The organism is Flavobacterium zepuense (genome assembly GCF_007097145.1).
In the GTDB taxonomy this organism is placed as follows: Bacteria; Bacteroidota; Bacteroidia; order Flavobacteriales; family Flavobacteriaceae; genus Flavobacterium; species Flavobacterium zepuense.
In genome coordinates this window covers 586225-604517 of the sequence record NZ_VJVZ01000001.1, presented here as the reverse complement: position 1 = coordinate 604517, position 18293 = coordinate 586225, and the positions used below count along the sequence as shown (strand labels likewise).

The window sequence follows — 18293 nt, the reverse complement described above, 5'->3', positions numbered from 1 at the left end:
TATATCATGACTATTATTTCTTGTTGTATAATAAAATTATTTATTACACAACAAGAAATAAATGCTAACTATACTTCATGGGCAAAAGCAGTTAGTAATGAAATCATTCCAAAAAAATATTTAATAAAAAATAGTTTGGGAAATTTTATTAAAGATGTTGACGTATTTGTAAAAATGGATAATTCGATATGTATATATAAGTGTCCAAATGATATTTTTGTTGTTATTGAAAAAGACGATAGTTTTATTAAAAAAGGTGTAATATTTTATCAAAACATTTATATAATGGAAGGTAATAAAGTATCTATGACTGCATATCCATGTAGCTACAATTATAAAATAATGGTTGAAAATAATCAAATCAGTATAAATCTTAATTATATATATAGAACAAAATTCAGCGTAAAATTATCATATCAAAACCATAAGATAATTTTGGTTAATCAAAAGGGAGCTTTCACACATTAAGAATTTAAAATCTGTTCTAAATATTATATTTTCTATATTTGGTAAAAACATAATGAAAAAAGTTTTACCATTAATACCATTATTTAAACAATTTATAAAAGATACCGAAACAGGTAAAAGGTTAAAAAAAAATGGAGAAAGAATAAAGCCCCAATCTATACAAAACTATTATTATGTTTTACAAAATTTGGTACAATTTAGTACTGAACAAAAATTTGAATTACGACTATGTGATGCATCAAAACTTAATGCAAGGGAATTACAATCTGAAAAGAATTACTGGAAAAAGTTTTATCAAAAATTTACCGATTTTTTATATAAAAAAGGTTGTTACGATAATTATGTAGGTAATAATGTGAAGACTATCAGGGTGTTCTTTAATTATTTAAAAAATGATAAAGATTTTAATACCGGCGATTTTCAACGTTTATTCTATGTTCGAAAAGAAGAGATTGAAATATTTGTACTTTCTCCGGAGCAACTTAAATTTTTAATACATAATAAAGAATTTGAACAAAGCCTTATTCCTTCATTAAGACGTATAAAAGATATTTTTATTTTTGGCTGTACAACCGGATTACGATTTTCTGACATTTTTTCATTAACAAATAAAAATTTTGAACAAACCGGAGATGACTGGTATATAAAATTAAAATCGCAAAAAACTAAGGTTTTTAGTTATATTAAATTACCAGGATATGCTATAGATATTTATAAAAAGTATAAGGCGGCCAACAGTAAACTTCCTGTATTTGGTACAATTAGTCTTTTTAATTTCAATAAAAGTTTAAAACAAATTGGCGAGCAGGCAGGGTTTACAAATGTCGTAGAAGTATCCCGAGAAAAACAAGGCAAGACAAAAAAAATCGCTCTCAAAAACACAGTCGCCAATAATCGCTTTTGTGATAAAATGAGTTCGCACATGATGCGGCGCACCGCAATAACCACGCTTTTAATTTTAGGAATGCCGGAGCATTTGGTACGAAAAATAAGTGGGCATAGTACAGCAAGTAGTTCTTTTAACCGTTACGTGCACTATGCCCAATCCTACATGGATAATGAGGTTGAAAAGGTGTACAATAAATTAAATTTAATTTAACAATTCATTTTATTTTTCATAAAGTTTACTTTATTTTCTTTATATAGCGAAATATGCAATCCGAAATTATAAATCCTTTAGGATTTATTGGAACCTCAATAAATTTAAAAAATTTGTAACTATAGTAGAAATAATTATTGTTAATTTTAATTCTTATGCTTTTATTACTATCATTTATATCCATAATTTCTAATGTATTTGCAAAAGTGTCAATTACTTCATTTGTAATAATTCCACTTGAAGGGTTTAAAAATATATATCTAAAAGTATTCTCATTTTTAGAATAGTCAAAATATTTTAATTCGAACATATATAGTTCGGAATTAATTCTGAAAAAATTCGTCACATCTGCCAGATAATTTATCTGGACCCAACTTTTAGAGATTTTTTTGTCATTAAAATAAAATATATAATTACCAACTTGTACATCATTGTACATAATTAGCAAAAAAGAATTCTCATCTATGGTATAAAATAAGTAATTGCACTCAGAACAGTCTTTTTTAATATCGTCATAATACCAATTTTCAGGAAAAAAGTAATTATTATTTTTAATTTTAATGGTCAATTTTTTTTTAACTTTTTTCCCAAAGCTTTTTTTAAATAATTTTTCCCATGCTACTTTAGATAAAGTATCAGGAGTAAGAATTGTTTGACCTCCAATATGCCAAGTGATAGCAATAAAAAATAATATGTAGATGTATTTCATATTATTTTTTATTATCCAACGTGTTCATATATGTTTTATCACCTTGTACACTAACAAATCGATGTTTTATGTTTGTAGGTAAAACAAGATTAAACGCTGGTGAGCTTTGAGGATGCCCACCTGGATGGGAATAATATAATATATAATTTGCCTGTTTCATTTGAAAGTCAGTTTTAAGTTTTGTTACAGGGGAATCAAGTGCGTTATAAACTGTAGATAATGATAAATGTTCGCCCCACATATTATCATTAAATCTTTTTTTGTTTCCCTCAGAAAAATCTTTATAAGCCTTAGTTTTTTTCGCATGGTAACCGATATACGCCTGACCTTTGTAAGATGCAAAACCGTCATTTCCTGCATCGCTAACTTTTTGTCTGTTATCAATTGAGGCTGATATAATTAGTGGATCGAAAAATGGATCCTCATCCATAATATTTACTCCTCCGCTTTCAGCTGACAACATTGAAAATTTTGCGGCTCTATCGTCTTTAAACTTAACAAACTCGTTTTTGTCATTTTTAATCACATCCATATTAATACTTTCTTTAAATACAGAATTTTTACCCTCATAAACATTAACTGTATTTTTTGTTCTATCATATTCTACTTTATAATTTCCAGCATGACTATATCCTTTTTGCTTGCCATTACCTTCAAACCATTTATATTCGCCAGTTTTTTTCCCAGATTTTGCTATATACCAGTCATCTCCATTAGGATCTATCCTCCAAATAGGATTTCGGCCAAAAACAGAATACGAACTTTCAAAATGTTTTACAACGGGATCTTTATTCCATCTAAATGCAATCCTTTCATCGTATTCCCAAAATTGTGCTGTTGTATGATTTCCCTCTCCAGATATTTCATCAACCATTTCCTGTCCATTAAACCCATACCTGTAGTCAGGAGTGTTGCCATGGCGGTTAGGCACGAGCATCCCGAAAGGATAGTAATCTTATTACGATAAAGCCCTTTATTTATATGACTTTACAAAAATTATTTATATATCAAAAAATGCATATTATCGTAAAATGTAGCACTTTTTGTAGTGTAAAAATTACGAAAAAAATGTGCGGTTTACTAAGTGTTAAAGTACCTAAAACTTTGTTAAATCTCGTTAAAAAAATGTTATATTGCCCATACTAAATACGGTTTTTATATGCGTAAGTATTTTCTGTTACTGGGAGTTTTTGCCCTATTTTCGTTTAGTGAAACATCCTTAAAAAAGCGCATTTCGGATGAGTATTTCCGGTATGAATTTTTTACAACCGATAAGGATATTACACCCAAGGAGGGTAAAACATATTATTGGTTTAAAGGAGGAACTATACATAGTAGCGAGCATGGTGTTGGCGGTGAACTCCTTCAAGACGATTTCTTAAAATATTATCATAGTAATCAGCTCGCCGAAGCCGGTAAATATAAAAAAGGCCTAAGAGAAGGTTATTGGAAAACCTGGTTTGAAAATGGTACGCTGCAATCAAAGACCTATTATGATGATGGACAAAAAGACGGAAGTTATTTTGCGTATGATAAAACCGGTTTTTTAACCGAAACAGGTACTTATAAAAATAGTTTAAAGCATGGCCGTTGGATTAATTTTATAAACAAAGATACTCTTAAGTACCGCGAAGGTAAAGTTGTTGTTAAAAAAGTTAAGCCTGTAAAAGATACGCTTCAGCCAGCTAACGGTAAGCCTGGTTTTATAAAAAGAGTGTTTTATAAAAAGGACAATAAAAATAAAGTAGCTGTACAGGAAAATTCTGCTAATCAAAAAAAGCCGGGGTTCTTTAAACGAATTTTTAAAAAGAAAGACGCGCCAATTAACGATACTGCAGAAGTTAAAGCCGTACAACAGGCTGAAACAGTTAAGCAGCGAAAGGAAAAAAAGCCTGGCTTTTTTAAAAGATTATTTTCTAAAAAAAATAAAGAGAATCAAAATAATGGTTAAAGCCCATAGTTTACTATATGCCATATATGTTTGCCTAATAGTGTCTTTACTATGTGGTTCATTGTTATATATAGCTAACTTATACAATCAGTTAAATCTGTATTATGTTACCCACGAAGAGCTCTATGTGCACAACCAATCTTTAGTGAATTTTGCTTTGGGCAATATGGATATGGAAAATACTGAACCCGACCCCCAAAATGGTATAACTGATGAATATGATATCAAACAATTTGGTTTGTTTACAGTTATTACTGCAAGATCATTTGTTAAGAATGATACTGTTGCATCGGTTCATTTTGCAGGGCAGTATGATAATAATGCTACCTGTTTGTATTTAACCGATTTTGGTAATAGTCTATCATACTCCGGTAGCGTAAAGTTAGTGGGAGAAAAGAAATTATCATCAGAAGACATCAGGGCACTTTACATTGATAGTAAGCCTAATTTGCTGACATTAAGCGGTGGTGTCTCAAAATCACTAAATTACCTTCCTGAAATTAACAACAGATTAGAAGATGCATTTCAGCAAAACTCGGGTGTTAATAGCAACTTGGCTAACGTGGAAAAGATAAATGATTCATTATACTTTAACTCTTTTTTTAATGAGACAAAAAATATTAATATAAGTGGGTCGGTTTTATCTAATGTGAATATTAAGGGCAATATTGTGCTTTATTCGGCAGACTCAGTTTATATAAAAAATACCGTTCATCTTGAGGATGTTATAATTAGAGCTCCGATAATTGTTTTTGAAGATGGATTTAAAGGTACTGTACAGGCACTGGCTACCAAAAGATTGCAAATAGGTAAAAATTCAGAATTTTTATATCCTTCAGGAGTAACGATTTTTAACGATACGTTAGATGAGAGTACTATAATTATTGGCGAAAACACTAAAATTTTAGGAAATATTATACTTTTTGGATTTCCGGACAGAGCATTAGATAATAATAGTATTGATATTGATAAGGGTGGTTATATAGTTGGGGATATATATTGTAAAGGTAAGCTGATGCTTAAAAGTGATGTTTTTGGCTCAGTTTACACTAACAAACTTTCGCACAAAACAGCCGTATCTAATTATGAAAATTGTTTGGCAGATGTTGAAATAAATAGTAAAAAAAGACCCAGCTATTTTATTGGAGTGCAGGTTTTTAATGAAAAGGAAGAGAAGTATGGGCTTATTAAAAGATTACTGTAATATTAAAGCGAACTCATTGCTGGAATCTGTAGTGGCATTAAGTATCATATCAGTATGTTTATACATAGCGGTCATGATATATTCGGCTGTTTTTACAAGCAAAACATCTTTAAAATTTTATTCATCTAAGAACAAAATATATGAAGCCTTTTTTATGGCTCAATTACAACAAGATTCAATATTTGAAGAAAAAGGCCAACAAAATTATAACATAGAAACACAGATTGTAAATAGTAATCTTAGTAAAACTATTGTAAAATACAGAGACAGTGTGCAGGATTATCCTGAGCAGTTTTTTTATACAAATAATGAATAATAACGGCTACAATATAAAAGCATTTACAATAGTTGAAGTGGTTGTAGGCCTTGCAATTACAGCAATTATAATTGCTATAATTTTTGTAATATTTACTGTGAGTTCTGAAAGATTGTTTGATTTTAAAAAGCAAAATCAACAAATTAATGATGTAAACAGGCTTACCTATAGCTTACAAAAAGGTATTTATGATAGCGAATTGATGATGCTTTTAGATGATGATGCTCTTATTTTTAATAACTATGATGGTAGTAAATCACGATATAATTATACAGCAGAATATTTTGTATTAGAGCGTGAAAATCTTACAGATACATTTTTTGTAGCCGTAACAAAAGTAAAAATTGATACTATAAGCAGTGAGTCAAAAAAAAATATTTATCAAAGGTTGCAGTGTCATTTAAATATTGATAATGTAGAAACACAATTAAATTTTTATAAAAAAATATACGCCGATCAACTTTTAAAAGTAAAAGATAAAAATGAGTTTTGATTTAAGCACATACAAAAAGACTACGCCCCAAAAGAGTTTAAATCTTAATTGGGAAATTAACTTTAATAAAAAATTTTCCGATAAAAAGAAGGAAGTTTTTTATAGAGAGTTGGGTATGTTGCTTAAAGCAGGGGTTGATTTTAAAAAAGCGTTAGAAATTTTAGCAAGACAAACTAAAGATAAATTAGAAAAAGAAATTATACAGGAAATTAAAGATAAAGTTGTTGAAGGTAAAACTATTTATGAAGCAATGATGGTATCGGGCCATTTTTCGGCTTATGAATATTACAGTATACAAATAGGTGAAGAAACCAGGAAACTGGAAGAAGTGCTTTTAGAGCTGCAAAAATTTTTTAGCAGAAAAATACAAATGAAAAGGCAAATAGTTTCGGTACTTACTTACCCATGCATAGTGCTTATAGTTACATTTTTAGTGCTATACTTTATGCTTACAAAAGTAGTACCCATGTTTAGCTCTGTATTTAAGCAGTTTGGTAGTGAGTTACCTAAAAGTACTCAGTATATAATAAAAATATCAAATAACTCTGGCATTGTGTTTAGTGTTTTAGCTATTATTATTATTGGTTTAATTTTTATGCATTATAGTATGCGTAAAAAAAATGGCTACAGAAATTTTTTAGCAGGCATGGTTTTAAAAATTCCTTTTTTTGGGCATCTAATACAAAAAATTTATATTTCGAGATTTTGTCAATCTATGAATCTTTTAATTACATCAAAAACTCCGTTAATAACGTCACTATCACTTACTGCAAAGATGATAGGATTTTATCCTATAGAAAGTTCAATCGAACAAATTAAATATGATATTACACGCGGTGCATCTTTAAGCGAATGTTTAAAAAAACATAAAGTATACGAAGATAAATTAATATCTATGGTTGAAGTGGCAGAGCAGGTTAACCAATTAGATATAATGTTTGAGCGGCTAAGCGATCAGTATAACGAAGAAATTAGCCATCAAACAAAAATGATAGGGGTAATATTAGAGCCTCTTATAATAATAATAATCGGCTTAGTTGTAGGTGTTATAATGATATCTATGTATGCACCAATGTTTGATTTAAGTAAAATCATTAATCACTAAAAAAGTATCAAAATAACATTTTGAATATGAAAACCAATCTAACTAAAATTACTAAACAATTTAAAAAGGGCAATCTTAAAGCTTATTCATTAACAGAAATACTTATTGTTTTATGTATTATAGGTATTTTATTGCTAATGGTGTTACCCAACCAAACATCGGTTATAGGCCAGGCAAAAGCAATTGAGGCACAGGCAATGCTTAATCAGGTTTATGGGCTTCAGAAAAGTAATTTTTATAGGTATTCTAAGTATTCCGGCAGTCTTGAAGAACTTGGTTTTGAACAGGAGCTAACTGTTGAAGAAGGGGGGCAGGCCGTGTATAAAATTGAAATTGTAGAATCATCAAATAATTCTTTTCTTGCCAGGGCAACTTCTGTAAGTGATCTTGATGGCGATGGGAGTTTTAATACATGGGAAATTGACCAAAAGAAAGTATTAACTGAAGTTGTTAAAGAATAAATGATACTCAGTATTATAACTACGCTCCTTTGTCTTCTTATAATGTTTTATCAGGATGTAAAATACAGGCATATACATATACTTTTGCCTATAGTCCTTTTTATTTCAGGATGTTATTTAACCGGTGTTTACCTAAATAACTCAAATTATATTATCTTAATTTATAATAGTTTATTTTTTGTTTTAACCTTTTTAATTTTATTTGGTTATATGAGTTTTAAAAATAAATCGGTAACAAATCCTTTTGAAAATTATTTTGGCATAGGTGACCTGATATTCTATCTGGCTGTAACACCATTTTTTGTTTTTAATAATTATATTTTATATTTTATTTTTTCGCTAGTGTTCTCAATTGTTTTGTACTATATATTTAAAAAGATGTACAAATCAAACGCTACGATACCTTTAGCCGGATATGCCTCTCTCTTGCTTACTGCTATAATAGCTATAGATCTATTAACGGATAATTATAACCTAACTTTAATTAGATAACTATGGAAATTATTGTCCAGCAGGAAAATCATCATCTTATTTCTGGTGATATGGCAAATCATTATAAAATACTTCCTAAAGGTAACGAAGCCGGTATGCTTAGTTTTTATGCAGATGAAACAAGCTCAATAGATGATTTAAAAGATGAACTCGAATTATTATTAGGTGGTAAGGTTAATTTATTGCCTTACTCATCTATAGAAATAGAAAAAGCACTTTCTGTATACTATAGGAAAGAGAGAGCTGTAGAGACAGAAAAATCTTTAAATATAGAGAATACTGATTTTCTTGATACACTTTTGCGCGAAGCTAAATCGCTTAAAAGCAGTGATATTCATTTTGAAGTGTACGAAGAAAGTGCGCGTATACGCTTTAGAATAGACGGCCAGCTTATAGAAAGATATAAGGTAGAACAGGATAACTATTTAGAGCTGGTAAATAAAATTAAAATTAAGGCAAAACTTAATATTACCGAAAAGAGGCTGCCGCAGGATGGCAGGATAACAAATAATAATTTTGATATAAGGGTTTCTATTTTGCCAACACTTTTTGGCGAAAAAATTGTAATGAGGCTTTTAGGACAAGATGCTTCTAATATAGATCTTAAAACATTAGGACTTAAAGACCAGGAGCTGTATGATTATCTTGAAGCTGTTAAAAAGCCGCACGGTATTATACTTATTAGCGGTCCAACCGGTTCTGGTAAAACCACCACGCTATATGCCACGCTTAAACTTTTAAACGACAGTAAACGAAATATTGTTACTGTAGAAGATCCTATAGAGTATACACTTAAAGGCATAAACCAGGTACAGTTAAAAGAAGATATAGGTTTAACTTTTGCCACTGCATTAAAGTCTTTTTTAAGGCAGGACCCCGATGTAATTATGTTAGGAGAGATAAGGGATCCCGAGACTGCTTTAATGGCAATCAGGGCATCGTTAACAGGGCATTTGGTTTTATCTACAATTCACACCAACTCTGCTACAGGAACTATTTCAAGATTAATAGATATGGGAATACCATCATATCTTATAGCCGAAACACTTAATCTGTCTGTAGCGCAGCGCCTTGTTAGAAAACTATGTGATAATTGTAAAAAAGAAGTAAACTATGCACGGGAAGATTTCCCTGTAAGCTATAAAATTCCTTACGAGCTTACAAAAATTTATAAAGCCGGCGGGTGCAATTCGTGTTACCATACAGGCTATAAAAGCAGGATTGCAATTTATGAAGTGCTTAATATTGATATGCCCACAGCAGAAGCTATAAAAAATAATTTTATAAGTAAAATAAATACAATTGAAGGTCATAAAAGCTTATCAGACAAGGCTTTTGATATACTCGCGGAAGGCGGTACTTCGCTTGAGGAAATATATTCTATATTGATAAACATCTAACTAAAATGCTAAAAAAAATACTGTTCATTATAATATTAACCATGGGTATTCCTGCTTTTGCCCAACAAGATCTTGCACAATTAAGTGCCAGGCTTGATGAATTTTCTAAGCAAAAACCGGGCATAAATGAAGTTATTAAAATAGATGTTTCTGGCCTCACATTGCATGATTTTATATCTACCATTGCCAGTGAGCATCAATTAAACATGAGTGTTGATAACGACCTTAACGATATCATTGCAAACAATTTTTATGATGTTACCGTAAAAGACGTTATATTATTTCTTACCGAAAAGTATGATCTTGACGTTTCTTTTATGAGTAATATTATTATTGTAAAAAAAAGAAAAGCAGTTAAGGTAGTTGAAAAAAAACTTGCTAAAATTATTGATGTAGACTATAGTGCCCAAAATGATTTTTTATCTGTTAGGCTTCAAAATGATACCCTTGTGTCTGTGGCGCAGGCAATAATAGATAAATCGGGTAAAAATATTATACTTTCTCAGGATGTTAAAGGATTGCCTATAACATCTTATATTCTTAACCGCCCTTTTGATCAGGTTATAGATATGATTGCAAAATCAAATAATTTAGTGGCTACTAAAGATGAAAACGGTTTTTATTTTATTGAGAAAAATCTTCAACCTGTAACAGCTATCCCGGATAAAACCAGCGCTAAGAATAAGATACTGAAATCTGAATTTGGTGAGGTAGGATATTTTGAAGTGGGCACAAACAAATCGGGCTTTCTTACCATACGTGCTAATGAGGCAGATGCGGCTGCCTTACTTATAGATGCTGCAGATAAATTGCATATCACATATTTTTTGTATAACAAGCCGGAAAACGAAAAGACAACCTTAGTTGCTGATAATATAACATTCGATGATCTTTTAGAACATATTTTTAAAGGGAAAAAGTACACCTATAAAAAAGAAAATAATTTTTATTTGATAGGAGAACAGGTAACGGAGGGTTTAAGGGCGACCGAAATAATTGCTTTAGAAAATCGCTCAATAGAATCGGTTTTGCTTGCGCTTCCTAAAATATTTCAGGATAAGGTAGAGATAAAAGAATTTGTAGAATTAAATGCACTTATAGTATCAGGCGCTAAAACTACAATAGATGAAATGAGGCTTTACATTCAGCAAATAGATAAAGTTGTACCATTAGTACAAATAGATGTAATGATAGTGCAGTACAATAAATCGTACGATTTGCAAACAGGTTTAAAAGCCACATTAGATAAAGAAAATACTGTAAAAACAGGTGGTACCATTTTTCCATCCGGAGATGTAAATATTAATGGATCATCGGTTAATAGCCTTATAGATGCGTTTAATGGCCTTGGTGTTGTAAAGTTGGGTAAGGTAACCGAAGCTTTTTACTTAAACCTTAAATTTTTAGAAGATAACTCTATAATAAAAATAGAATCTACCCCTAAAATTGCAACCCTTAGCGGGCATGAAGCAAAACTTGCCATAGGAGAAACAAGTTATTATTTTGAGCAAAATAACCAACTACTAACAAATACACTTAACAACAGTGTGTTACAATCAGGTACATGGAAATCTACCGAAGCTAATCTTAGCGTTTCTATTAAACCTAATGTATCTACAGATGAAAGTGTTACACTAACAGTATCTGTAGAAAAAAGTTCGTTTTTAGCTAGAGTAGGAGAAACTGCCCCTCCGGGAAAAGCTACGCAAAAATTTCAGTCTTTAGTACGCGTTAAAAATAACGAAATGGTATTATTAGGAGGACTTGATGAACTAAGAAAGGAAAATTCGGGTTCGGGAGTGCCACTGATTTCCAGGATACCTATTTTAAAATGGTTTTTTAGCAGCAGGCGCAAATCTAAAAGTAATTCTAAACTGCATATATTTATTAAACCAACAATTATTTACTAATGTTATCTTTTTTATCTAAAATAATTAAGTTTAATAATTTGTTAGTGCTGGGCATATCCAGGACTGATAATGGCAATATATATAATGTTCTTAAAATAAGCAAGAGAAAAAATAAAGTAGATATAATTTCAGCGGCAACCTACACTAACAAGGAAGAATTAATTAATAGTGCCGATTTAAAATTACCTGTATTATTAGTAATTGACGGTAAAGGTATTTTAAATAAAAAAATAGACAGGAAAAGTGAGCAGGATATAGCATGGCGTAAAAATATTGATTATGATAATATTTATTATACCGAATATAATATTGCAGGCTATGACTTTATGACTTTTTGCAGGAAAAAGGCAATAGATGATATAATTCAATCTTTACAGCAAAAAGGTTTATTAATAGTAGATTTTTATATTGGTCCATTGTTGGCAGCGCTATTACAACCTGTTCTTAATACTAATATAATCATATCTAATGATGTGGCATTAAGCTTTGATAAAGGGCTATTAACAAGTGTAGAAAAATATACAGTAAATGCGGTTAATTATACTTTTGGAGATAAAATACTTTCGTCAGATTTTATACCCCTTTATGGAGCAGCAATTCAGTTTTATGTAGCACATCCTGAATTTTTAAAAAATAGCTCGGATAAGATAAATCAGGAAAATATTATCTATCAAAGGAGTTTTAATTATCTGGGATTAGCAATCCTGGCAACTTTTTTTACCATGCTTTTGTTTAGCTATTTTCTTATAATGTATTATTCTTCTAAAAATGCCGAATTAAATCAGCAAAATGTTTATTCGAGCCAAACATATAAGCATATTATTGAGCTTGAAAAGCAAAAGGAACTAAAACTAAAAATATTAAACGAAACCGGGCAGTTATCTAAAAATTTCCTTAGTTTTTATGTATATCAACTGTCTAAATCTGCACCATCATCAATTCAGTTTAGCGAACTTAATTTATCTCCTATTCTAGGAGAAATTAAAGAAAATAAAAAGATAGTTTTAGAATCTAGTATTCTTGTTATTAAAGGGTCTACTACAAATGAGTATATCTTTAATGAGTGGCTTAGTGGTTTAAAAAATGTTAGCTGGATTAAAAAATTTGAAATAGTATCATTAAAAAAAGACAAAAAATATATTCAGCAATTTGAAATTAAAATTCTTTTAAATGATTTTTGAAAAATATTCATATAAAACTAAATTTATAGCGTTAGTGTTGATTTCCCTAATGCTTGGCTATACTGCCTACAAAAGGTCTTTTAGTACATTAATAAGCCTTATTAAAGAAAATAAGTCGCTTACAAGCACTATTAACTCTCTAAAAAATTCATCGGGTAATGAAGACGTTTTATTGGACCAAATAAATTCTATTGATAAAATAATAGGAAAAGAAGGCCTCAGTAAGGAAAGAATACAGCAGGATATAATAAATTTTGTGGCTAAATACAATAAAGGTGTATCAATATACAATATGGAATCTATACATGAATTTAAAGACGATAATAATACCGTGTATACTAATATACTTGATATTACAGGTAGTTTTAACAACTTGCTGGAAATCTCTTATAACTTCGAAAAAAAGTTTGATTCTTCGCGATTAATTAGCCTTAATTTTTATTCAACAAAAAAAAATAATAAACCGGATGCTTTGCATCTTAAAATGATTTTTCAAAATTATGAAAACAATAAATAAACTTTTTTTAGTAATAGTGGCTGTTATTTTGTTATGCAGTTGTGAGGATATTCTGGAAGAAGACATATCTGATGATACCGTAAGTATTATTTCTCCTCAAAATAACCAGCAAATAGAAAGCAATGTGGCAAATTTTCAGTGGAATGAAATAGACGGGGCTGACGATTACAGGGTACAAATTTACTCATCCAGCCAAGTAATGGTGTTAGACTCTTTAGTAAGTACAGTGAATTTTACGTTTGCTCTAAACGCAGGATCATATCAATGGCGTGTGCGGGGTGAAAATTTTGCTTATGAAACGGCTTATTCTTTCCCGGCTACTTTTACAATGATAGAAAGTTCAGATCTAACCAACCAGCATGTACAGCTTGTTAGCCCTGCGTCAGGATTATATACAAAGAACACTTCTTTAACTTTTTCCTGGGCATCTTTATCTGCCGCAGAGCATTATGAACTTCAACTTATAAATGTTACCGATAGCAATACAATTATTCATCAGGAAACAGAATTGAATGGAACATCTTTTACTTTAAATACAGGTGTTATAACTCAGGATGCACAATACCAATGGAAAGTTAAAGCAGTTAATGCAGAAACGGCTACTGAAACACAATACAGTACCAGAAATTTTTATGTAGATACAAGTGTGCCTAATCAGGTTCAAAACAACTCTCCCTCAAACAACTCTATGGCTGATGTAGGTGATGAAATAAATTTTGAATGGACAGCTGCCACAGATACAGGAATTATTGTTTCGCCTATAACTTTTAATATTCAAATAGCTACAGATCAGGCTTTCAATAACATAATACAGTCACAAAACATATCTGTAAATAATTATGATTACACTTTTACTGCACCAGGAAATTATTACTGGAGGGTTAGAAGTACTGATGAAGCCGCTAATGTAGGTAGTTACAGCAGTGCCTTTAAGATAGAAATACAGTAAATTATGACTAAAAAAAGCATAAATATAATTTTAATTATTGTTGTATTAAGTCTCTGGGGAACTGCTGGCTATCGTTATTTAAGCAATTTTTTTACAAGTGATACCTTAAAGGCTGTTAACAGCCATAAAACTGATATAAAATTTAAGGATGTTAAAAGAGATACTTTTTTATTGCAGCCATTAGCCATTGATCCTTTTTTGCATGATGCCTACGCAATACCAAAACCACCGGTAATGCATATTAAAACCACTACAATTAATTTTAAAACAAGGAATACAGAAAAAACTCTTAAATCAGTTATTTCTTGGCCGGATATACATTATTATGGTTTTATACAGTCGCAAAACAAAAATCAGGTTGTACTTGTAAAAATCGATGACAAGCTATTTAAAATGCATAAAGGCGAAATCATTAATGGTATTTATATTAAAGAGATGTTTAAAGATTCTATAAGTTTAGTGTTTAATAAAGAAAGAAAAGTATTTAAGCACATATAATTTATATTTTTGAAATATTGTTGAATACTCCGAAAATTGACATACTAAAACCGTGAGGTTTTCGACCTGTTTGTGCTCGACTGTGTCGCGGTTATTGTCTAATCAAATAAACAATTAATTAACCTATTTCGCAAAATAGTATTGACCCCTATTTTTCTATGAACTGAAAGATGATTAGTAGTGTTACTAAAATTGATGGAGAGGTGTCAACGTAATAAATTAGCCCACTAAACAATAGTTCCAAAAATTTAATTAACTATTTCTGCTAAATCCCCGACCGGATATCTAAACCGCCTTAAGTGAAAAATATCTTACAAATTATATCGAATAATAGGCTAATTTCTTCAAATCGTGTAAAAAATGGTTTGAAATTTGTCCTGTTGGGGTCACAAACGGTTCAACAACCCAATCTATCAAAGCTTATTAAGCCCAGTATTTACTGGATTTAGTAAGCTTTTTTGCTATGCCCCAGTTAGTTAAAAAAAGATGGAAAATATGTTGAATTATCGCATTTATGACACGCAATCTGCCACGCAAAAAAGTTACGTATCAAATACCACCGAAACTTTAGATTAAAGCTTGTGATTTATCCCAAATAGTTAACTTAAATCTGACTAGCCTTGTTGAAAATGCTGTACTTAAAAATACCCCATTTATAGGTATAAAATAATTATGACAATAAAACACAATTGATTTACTGGCGAGGTAGGATAACTTAGTACTTTTATCACTATCTATTAAAGTCCTATAGCTTCAAATCCTGCATAAAGTGGTTTTAAATTTTAGGCTCAAGGTTACCAAACAAAAGGAGCTGTCTCAAATAGAGACAGCTCCTTTTGTTTTTTATATCACTTAGCTGGACCACAAATCACACTTCAATTTTTTACTGCTATGAGTTAAAAGTTTAATCGGTTTTAACACATAGTTGCTGCACCTTTTAGGAGACATAAACTGCTAATTACATAATAGGTATAAACTCCTGAAATAAAAGTCAGGTATTTCTACCTGACTTTTATTCTGTATTTATTTTTAGGTTTACACTAATTAATAAGTACTAATGCTTCATTATATAGCCGCTTCCAGATGTACATATTACACTGTCATCTTTGTTTTCTACTAAGTAGGATTTAATTCATATGATATAGAAAAACAATACTAAACGTGCCGGTTAAGTAAGTAATTAATAACGCATCCAATTAATAATTATAAATACTAAAAACAATGGAAACAATGGAAAAATTTGCTCCTCAACACCCAAATGGTAAGATTGTTAAACTAAACACAGAAGAAGATTGTTTAAACTATTTTAAAAATGATAGCCTTCTGAAGATAAACAACACTTTACCTGGTAATCAAAAACTTACTGACTTTTTACCTTTCTTTATTGAATATGTAGAAACAGACACTTATACTGTAAACTCAGATATTGTATTTTCTACTATCCCGCAAATAATTAATTGTGATAGCCTGGAATTTAATGCAGGAAGCATCACTTCTTACGTGCAACTGTCTATCAACGCTACTACCACTAAATTGATAAATCCAAGCAGCACAAATAATTATCAGATACTTATGGCGGGATCTAATGGTACTGTGGGGCCTAACGGTGCAGGTGGTGGTTCGGGCACTAAAGGCCAGGATGGGCAATCTAAAAGTTGTGCAGATGCCGATGCAGGTAAAAACGGAGGAACCGGAGATCCCGGTACTGATGGAACTGCCGGGCAAAATGGAGGGGGTACACCTTTATCCAGTTTTACTTTAGGATCAATCCAACTAAGCGGCACTTCACTTTTTACTGTTTTAGCACAAGGCGGCAATGGTGGTAATGGTGGCACAGGTGGCAGTGGCGGCACCGGCGGCAGCGGCGGCAATGGCGGTAATGCAACAAGCACAGGATGTACCTGTTATAATAACGGTGGCGATGGCGGTACCGGTGGTACCGGCGGCACTGGCGGAAAAGGCGGAAATGCCGGAAACGGAAGCAGCGTTAATCAGGCAATGACAATTACTGTAAATACCAAAGCAGACAAAGCTAATATCTCTACAAATGCCATTGCAGGTAGTTCTGGGCAGCCAGGTGCCGGTGGTTCTGGCGGAAGTGGTGGTTCTGGCGGAAGTGGCGGTTCAGGCACTAAACACGGTCATGACGGTAGTGACGGCTCTAAAGGAACTACGGGTACTGCAGGCGGTAACGGTAATGGCGGTTCTAACGGATCTATGCCTCAAATAACTGTAATTAGTAATACTTAATACTCCTAATACCTGTGCTATGGAAAATTACATTGATACAGTAACTAATACAGGTAGTAATGCATTGGCCAATTGTAATGCTGATATTAAATACATTCTTATACCAACGGTTGAAGAAGCTAAGAAATTCTTCGGTCCTATAAGTTTGAACGAACGCAAATGGCGTAGTAAAATTTACTTTGATGATCTGCAAAAATCACCACGCTCAAAATTGGGTATTGGAGAACATGATAGGGCTGAAGCATACATTTTTGGCAACGGTAGTTTTCCTAATACAGATTTAAATGCTCATCAAAGCCATTTTCCGGTCTCGGTTAAAGTAATGCAAATAGAAGAATTGTTTCTTTTTCCGGGCAAAACGCTCGATCTAACTGCATATCCCGATGAATTTCCGTGGGATACAGGAGATTCAGAAATTTATTTGGTTTTAACCGTAAAACGGTTAATAATCCGTAGTCAAAGTAAGCTAATGGTAAAAGGCAATGTATTTATACTGAATTGTGAAGAAGCTGTTGCCAATAATTTAAATGATGGGCATGCAACAATAGAATTGGGCACTTCTGATTTGATACAACAACGCAGTTTTTCTCGTGTAAAGCCTGTAAACGAAGAGCCACTTCATGGAATGATGGGTACAGACGGCTCTGATGGTTTTGCCCTTATTACAGAATCTACGCCGCTGGGCATGCGGGCTCTTGATGGAGATGAGCTGTGCCATGGCGATAACGGTACCAATGGTTATAACGGGTTAAAAGGATGTGCAGGCAGAAATGGCGCAATGTTATTTTTATCGGATCTCCGGTTTGGCAGTTTAACAGGATTTGGGCCGCATAGCATTCAACTGAAAGCCGTCGCGGGTGCAGGTTTCCCGGGAACTGATGGTGGAAACGGGGGCGATGGCGGAAACGGGGGTAATGGTGCCGACGGACTGGCAACTTCGTTTGGCATTGTACCCGGTTTTCCCGGAGGGCATGGTGGCCATGGCGGAAATGGCGGCAATGGTGGCCAAGGCGGCAATGGCGGAATGTGCTGCGATATTTTTATATCTGTACCCCCTATGCAATCAGCTGTTTTTAAGTCAACAACTTTTTCTTCAAGCGGAGGTAATGGCGGTAAAGGCGGCAAGGCAGGAAACGGCGGTTTAGCCGGTACTAATGGTTTTTTATATAAAAATAAAACCGGGGTACAGATAGAAAATGGAAAAGATGGCCAGGATGGTCTTACCGGTAAAACAGGTAAGACCAGAGAGGCACCTAAAGTTCATATATATGAACGAAAATGAATTTTATA

At 32.1% G+C, this 18293-nt stretch carries 18 protein-coding genes; 16 read left to right on the top strand and 2 right to left on the bottom strand.

Going from position 1 to position 18293, the window contains the following annotated elements; all coding sequences use genetic code 11:
- Positions 1 to 6 precede the first annotated feature (6 nt).
- Both FMM05_RS02600 and FMM05_RS02595 read left to right on the top strand, forming a co-directional pair.
- A complete protein-coding gene (locus FMM05_RS02600; RefSeq protein WP_143371776.1) occupies positions 7 to 468 on the top strand; it encodes a hypothetical protein in 462 nt (153 codons plus the stop codon).
- Between the two features lie 52 nt (positions 469 to 520).
- A complete protein-coding gene (locus FMM05_RS02595; protein ID WP_143371775.1) occupies positions 521 to 1567 on the top strand; it encodes a tyrosine-type recombinase/integrase in 1047 nt (348 codons plus the stop codon).
- 25 nt (positions 1568 to 1592) lie between these two features.
- On the opposite strand, the gene FMM05_RS02590 is transcribed toward FMM05_RS02595, so the two are convergent.
- Together FMM05_RS02590 and FMM05_RS02585 are read right to left on the bottom strand one after the other, a co-directional pair.
- Positions 1593 to 2276, bottom strand: a complete 684-nt coding sequence (locus tag FMM05_RS02590) for a hypothetical protein (protein WP_143371774.1) — start codon at positions 2274 to 2276, stop codon at positions 1593 to 1595.
- 1 nt (position 2277) lies between these two features.
- A complete protein-coding gene (locus FMM05_RS02585; protein ID WP_143371773.1) occupies positions 2278 to 3150 on the bottom strand; it encodes a hypothetical protein in 873 nt (290 codons plus the stop codon).
- A gap of 285 nt (positions 3151 to 3435) precedes the next feature.
- On the opposite strand from FMM05_RS02585, the gene FMM05_RS02580 reads away from it, so the two are divergent.
- The 14 genes from FMM05_RS02580 (at position 3436) to FMM05_RS02510 (ending at position 18285) form a co-directional block, all read left to right on the top strand.
- Positions 3436 to 4227 (top strand): toxin-antitoxin system YwqK family antitoxin, encoded by a 792-nt coding sequence (locus FMM05_RS02580; protein ID WP_143371772.1) that lies wholly within the window; start codon positions 3436 to 3438, stop codon positions 4225 to 4227.
- A 172-nt stretch (positions 4228 to 4399) separates the two neighbouring features.
- Positions 4400 to 5431 (top strand): polymer-forming cytoskeletal protein, encoded by a 1032-nt coding sequence (locus tag FMM05_RS02575; protein ID WP_143371771.1) that lies wholly within the window; start codon positions 4400 to 4402, stop codon positions 5429 to 5431.
- Complete coding sequence (locus tag FMM05_RS02570) at positions 5406 to 5747, top strand: hypothetical protein (RefSeq protein WP_143371770.1); 342 nt, start codon at positions 5406 to 5408, stop codon at positions 5745 to 5747. Before FMM05_RS02575 ends, FMM05_RS02570 begins: the two co-directional genes overlap by 26 nt.
- Positions 5740 to 6240, top strand: a complete 501-nt coding sequence (locus tag FMM05_RS02565) for a prepilin-type N-terminal cleavage/methylation domain-containing protein (protein ID WP_143371769.1) — start codon at positions 5740 to 5742, stop codon at positions 6238 to 6240. Before FMM05_RS02570 ends, FMM05_RS02565 begins: the two co-directional genes overlap by 8 nt.
- Positions 6230 to 7345, top strand: coding sequence for a type II secretion system F family protein (locus tag FMM05_RS02560; protein ID WP_143371768.1), 1116 nt, complete (start codon positions 6230 to 6232; stop codon positions 7343 to 7345). Before FMM05_RS02565 ends, FMM05_RS02560 begins: the two co-directional genes overlap by 11 nt.
- Before the next feature lie 26 nt (positions 7346 to 7371).
- Complete coding sequence (locus FMM05_RS02555; RefSeq protein WP_185965492.1) at positions 7372 to 7806, top strand: type IV pilin protein; 435 nt, start codon at positions 7372 to 7374, stop codon at positions 7804 to 7806.
- A 494-nt stretch (positions 7807 to 8300) separates the two neighbouring features.
- A complete protein-coding gene (locus FMM05_RS02545; protein ID WP_143371766.1) occupies positions 8301 to 9698 on the top strand; it encodes a GspE/PulE family protein in 1398 nt (465 codons plus the stop codon).
- 5 nt (positions 9699 to 9703) lie between these two features.
- Positions 9704 to 11608, top strand: a complete 1905-nt coding sequence (locus FMM05_RS02540; protein ID WP_143371765.1) for a type II secretion system protein GspD — start codon at positions 9704 to 9706, stop codon at positions 11606 to 11608.
- Positions 11608 to 12789 carry a hypothetical protein gene (locus FMM05_RS02535; RefSeq protein WP_143371764.1) on the top strand — a complete coding sequence of 394 codons (1182 nt, stop codon included), beginning with the start codon at positions 11608 to 11610 and terminating at the stop codon, positions 12787 to 12789. Before FMM05_RS02540 ends, FMM05_RS02535 begins: the two co-directional genes overlap by 1 nt.
- Positions 12779 to 13306 carry a hypothetical protein gene (locus tag FMM05_RS02530; RefSeq protein WP_143371763.1) on the top strand — a complete coding sequence of 176 codons (528 nt, stop codon included), beginning with the start codon at positions 12779 to 12781 and terminating at the stop codon, positions 13304 to 13306. The genes FMM05_RS02535 and FMM05_RS02530 overlap by 11 nt, the downstream gene beginning before the upstream one ends.
- The gene (locus FMM05_RS02525; RefSeq protein ID WP_143371762.1) at positions 13290 to 14255 is read left to right on the top strand and encodes a hypothetical protein; all 966 of its coding nucleotides are present in this window, start codon (positions 13290 to 13292) and stop codon (positions 14253 to 14255) included. Before FMM05_RS02530 ends, FMM05_RS02525 begins: the two co-directional genes overlap by 17 nt.
- A 3-nt stretch (positions 14256 to 14258) precedes the next feature.
- The gene (locus FMM05_RS02520) at positions 14259 to 14753 is read left to right on the top strand and encodes a hypothetical protein (RefSeq protein WP_143371761.1); all 495 of its coding nucleotides are present in this window, start codon (positions 14259 to 14261) and stop codon (positions 14751 to 14753) included.
- Positions 14754 to 15983: 1230 nt separating this feature from the next.
- Positions 15984 to 17003: a hypothetical protein gene (locus FMM05_RS20925; protein WP_185965490.1), complete on the top strand. Its 1020-nt coding sequence runs from the start codon at positions 15984 to 15986 to the stop codon at positions 17001 to 17003.
- Between the two features lie 19 nt (positions 17004 to 17022).
- Positions 17023 to 18285 (top strand): hypothetical protein, encoded by a 1263-nt coding sequence (locus FMM05_RS02510; RefSeq protein ID WP_143371760.1) that lies wholly within the window; start codon positions 17023 to 17025, stop codon positions 18283 to 18285.
- Positions 18286 to 18293 lie beyond the last annotated feature (8 nt).

Excerpts from the sequence above, each read along its gene's own strand:
- FMM05_RS02565 (WP_143371769.1), top strand. The coding sequence starts at position 5,740 with ATGAATAATAACGGCTACAATATAAAAGCATTTACAATAGTTGAAGTG.
- FMM05_RS02600 (WP_143371776.1), top strand. The coding sequence starts at position 7 with ATGACTATTATTTCTTGTTGTATAATAAAATTATTTATTACACAACAA.
- FMM05_RS02535 (WP_143371764.1), top strand. The coding sequence starts at position 11,608 with ATGTTATCTTTTTTATCTAAAATAATTAAGTTTAATAATTTGTTAGTG.
- FMM05_RS02575 (WP_143371771.1), top strand. The coding sequence starts at position 4,400 with ATGGAAAATACTGAACCCGACCCCCAAAATGGTATAACTGATGAATAT.
- FMM05_RS02530 (WP_143371763.1), top strand. The coding sequence starts at position 12,779 with ATGATTTTTGAAAAATATTCATATAAAACTAAATTTATAGCGTTAGTG.
- FMM05_RS02545 (WP_143371766.1), top strand. The coding sequence starts at position 8,301 with ATGGAAATTATTGTCCAGCAGGAAAATCATCATCTTATTTCTGGTGAT.
- FMM05_RS02555 (WP_185965492.1), top strand. The coding sequence starts at position 7,372 with ATGAAAACCAATCTAACTAAAATTACTAAACAATTTAAAAAGGGCAAT.
- FMM05_RS20925 (WP_185965490.1), top strand. The coding sequence starts at position 15,984 with ATGGAAAAATTTGCTCCTCAACACCCAAATGGTAAGATTGTTAAACTA.
- FMM05_RS02510 (WP_143371760.1), top strand. The coding sequence starts at position 17,023 with ATGGAAAATTACATTGATACAGTAACTAATACAGGTAGTAATGCATTG.
- FMM05_RS02570 (WP_143371770.1), top strand. The coding sequence starts at position 5,406 with ATGGGCTTATTAAAAGATTACTGTAATATTAAAGCGAACTCATTGCTG.
- FMM05_RS02520 (WP_143371761.1), top strand. The coding sequence starts at position 14,259 with ATGACTAAAAAAAGCATAAATATAATTTTAATTATTGTTGTATTAAGT.
- FMM05_RS02595 (WP_143371775.1), top strand. The coding sequence starts at position 521 with ATGAAAAAAGTTTTACCATTAATACCATTATTTAAACAATTTATAAAA.
- FMM05_RS02590 (WP_143371774.1), bottom strand. The coding sequence starts at position 2,276 with ATGAAATACATCTACATATTATTTTTTATTGCTATCACTTGGCATATT.
- FMM05_RS02525 (WP_143371762.1), top strand. The coding sequence starts at position 13,290 with ATGAAAACAATAAATAAACTTTTTTTAGTAATAGTGGCTGTTATTTTG.
- FMM05_RS02540 (WP_143371765.1), top strand. The coding sequence starts at position 9,704 with ATGCTAAAAAAAATACTGTTCATTATAATATTAACCATGGGTATTCCT.
- FMM05_RS02560 (WP_143371768.1), top strand. The coding sequence starts at position 6,230 with ATGAGTTTTGATTTAAGCACATACAAAAAGACTACGCCCCAAAAGAGT.
- FMM05_RS02580 (WP_143371772.1), top strand. The coding sequence starts at position 3,436 with ATGCGTAAGTATTTTCTGTTACTGGGAGTTTTTGCCCTATTTTCGTTT.
- FMM05_RS02585 (WP_143371773.1), bottom strand. The coding sequence starts at position 3,150 with ATGGTTGATGAAATATCTGGAGAGGGAAATCATACAACAGCACAATTT.